This is a genomic window from Priestia sp. KCTC 13724 (genome assembly GCF_056820425.1).
The window spans coordinates 1-3079 of the sequence record NZ_JBXDLD010000112.1 but is presented as its reverse complement, the minus strand read 5'-3'; the positions used below and the strand labels follow the sequence as shown (position 1 = coordinate 3079).

Sequence of the window (3079 nt, the reverse complement as noted above, 5' to 3'; positions counted from 1 at the left end):
TTTGATTGATACATTTATCGTACCGGAGGTGCCTGATGTTTTATATGCGTTGTTTGATTACGGGCTTACTACAGAACCCTAATTTTCTGTTTTTTCTTAAAATAATCATAATTTAAGATTCGGTTCGCTGTAAATAATTCGTCATATAAATACTTTTAAAACTTTTTATATAATTAAATCCTTTTTGTTCATGGCTTTTAAAACATAGGTAGGGGTGGGTTCGTTATTCAACACGAAGAGTAAGCGGAGGACAGAATGGATAGTGCGATTGTTGGTATTCCTGAATCGCTTCTTGAAGGTAAGGAATATTGTGAAGCTGCTTGGATTCCATTCCTTCCATTTGTAAAAAACGTTCAATTGCATATGTGTTTGCAAATAGTTCTTGCTGTTTGTTTCCTTCTCTTAATACAGCTTGGTTTTGAGTTCGATCTACGTGATGACCTAGTTCATGAAGAACGATGAAAGCGAACTGATGAGCTTTTTTGTTTTTCATGGTGTCAACAAAGACAATAGGACACTCTGTCACTGTATATTTTTTATAGTTAATTTCAAATTGTAGAGCTTGCTTTTTTGAAGAGGTTTGCTTTGGAAATTGTCCGTAATAAACGCCTAATACGTCTCTTCCTTGTACCTTAACACTGCCGAGGCAATAAACGCCTTTTAAACCGTTCCATTCTTCAGGGGCAGTAACTTTTTCAATTTCTTTGAGGATTGCTCGTTGCTTTTTACTCAGCAAACCGTAAAAAAGTACACTATGAACAGCTACGGGTTCATCTTTTTTCCAAAACATCTTGTCGCCTCCTCTACAATCGATTAATTCTTTGTTACCTTAACTATATGATATTTATAGCCATAGGTGAACTACTCCCACCACTTACCACCCTTACGGGTTGCTTGAAGTGGGGGCTTCTTGGGTAATCGCCACTTTTGGTAGCTGACGAAATGGACCAAGCTAACCCTCTTGTTCCAAGAGTTTATATGTTCATTAGGCACTTGCTAATAAGCGGATGCCTTCTTTTTTGATATTTAGTGCTGAATTATAATCTCTATCGAGATTTAGACCACACGAACAAGCGTAAGTTCGAATGTTCATAGGCATTGGTTGGGTATTTCCACAATTCGAACAAGTTTGGGTAGATGGGAACCATTTGTCGATTTTGACAAATTGTTTCCCTTGTTCTTTTAATTTGTACTGTAAGAAAGACGTGAACATTCCCCATCCATTATCCGCAACACTTTTACCGAATTTAAGTGTTTGTGACATACCTTTCATATTCAAATCCTCAATGATGACGGCATCATAAGTTGTGACCAATTCTTTTGATTTGTTGTGAAGGAAGTTTTTTCGTTGATTTGCAACTTTCTCTTGAATTTTGGCAACTCGAACGCGTTGTTTGTGCCAATTCGAAGAACCTTTTTTCTTTCGAGAAAGTTTCCGTTGTTCTTTTGCTAATTTATTAAGCATTTGTCGATAAAACTTCGGGTAATTGGCTTTCTCACCCTCACTATCAACAAACAAACCATCCATCGCAAAATCTAACCCAACTACGTTTTCGATTTCCTTGTTTTTAATCTCCAACTCATACTCTGTCAGAATAGAGATATAATATTTTCCTGCTGAAGTCATAGATAATGTACAAGATTTAATTTTGTATTCTGATGGTATCTTTCTATGTTGTTTGATTTTGACCATTTTCAATTTAGGTAATTTTATATGACCATCCAACAATTGAATGTTTCCATTAACAACATTGGTTGTGTAGCTTTGTTTGTGTCGTTTACTTTTGAACTTTGGGAACTTAGCATTTCCTTTGAAAAAGGCTTTATAAGCTTTATCCAAATTTAGCTGTGCGTTTGCTAACGCTAATGAGTCTACTTCCCTTAGCCATTCAAATTCCTTTTTATATTTTGCAGGAGTGGGGTGTTTTACCTTCTTCAATGCTTCTTTATCGTCTTTTAGACTTTCATACGTTTCTATTCTTTCTGCTAACATTTTGTTGTAGACAAAACGAACACAACCGAAAGTTTTGCGCATAATCAAAGCCTGTTCGTCTGTTGGATATATTCTGAACTTGTATGCTTTATTTTGTTTAGCCATATCAAATCACCTCACTTTATCCCTTGATTTTCAATATATTTTTTAACTACTTCAATAGGTGAACCACCAGTCGTCAACAAACAAAAACTTCTTGACCAAAACATTTCTTTCCATAACTTTTTACGAACATGAGGAAAATCTTTCTTGATGAGTCTCGAACTCGCACTTTTATAGGCATTGATGAATTTCGATAATTCACTGTTGGGTTGTGCTTTGAACAAAATATGAACATGGTCATTATCGTGGTTCCATTCAAGCAATGTGATATTATATTTTTCGCTCAAAGACACAAATTTATCTTTGGCATAGTCTGAAATGGTGTCATCTATTACTTTCCTTCGATACTTAACCACTAATACAAGATGATAATACATCAAGAACACTGAATGGTTATTACTGTCTAAATTCATTGTTATATCAATCCTTATGCTTTATAAGACTGATTATAACATATTCAGCATAAAGGCAAAAGGAAAAGCCTTTGGGCTGTCGCCCAACCGAAATTCATCTCCCCCTTACCGTTGGGCTACGCCCTTCACACGCTTGAAGAGGGAGACTTCTTTCGGAAGTTCGTTAAAATATCGTTTTTTTATCGTTAGCTATTATATTTAGTTATATCAGATTTAACTTGTTTTTAGAGGGGGAAGCACTTGTTCTCTGCCTAGCGTGATTTCCATTTCAGATTGCTTCCTTTCCGCAGGGCGAGCGCTGAGCCTCCTCGTAAACTGCGGGGTCTCATCTGGCCCGCTAATCCTGCTGGAGTGGCGCACCTTTCATTTCAATCACGAGGCTTTTGGATAGGGAAAAACTCGATGAGATTACTCTTCTATTCTAACAACAGCCTTTACTTGGTATGATTTACAAAGAGCACGCTGTAAAATAGCGTGTTACCCTTTGACTTTATTTTCTATATGAATCAATTTCATAAAACCTATCTAAAGAAACATACAAGGACCCAATTTTCATGTTCTCATTTTTAAA

The 3079-nt window shown here is 36.1% G+C and carries 3 protein-coding genes; all 3 read right to left on the bottom strand.

The features are described 5' to 3' along the window. Positions 1–223: 223 nt before the first annotated feature. Positions 224–790 (bottom strand): ImmA/IrrE family metallo-endopeptidase, encoded by a 567-nt coding sequence (locus AC1UFB_RS15030; protein ID WP_078990145.1) that lies wholly within the window; start codon positions 788–790, stop codon positions 224–226. Between the two features lie 195 nt (positions 791–985). Continuing rightward, the gene (locus AC1UFB_RS15025; RefSeq protein ID WP_100346875.1) at positions 986–2098 is read right to left on the bottom strand and encodes an RNA-guided endonuclease TnpB family protein; all 1113 of its coding nucleotides are present in this window, start codon (positions 2096–2098) and stop codon (positions 986–988) included. 11 nt (positions 2099–2109) lie between these two features. Then, positions 2110–2508, bottom strand: a complete 399-nt coding sequence (tnpA, locus tag AC1UFB_RS15020) for an IS200/IS605 family transposase (protein WP_062687273.1) — start codon at positions 2506–2508, stop codon at positions 2110–2112. Between the last annotated feature and the right edge of the window lie 571 nt (positions 2509–3079).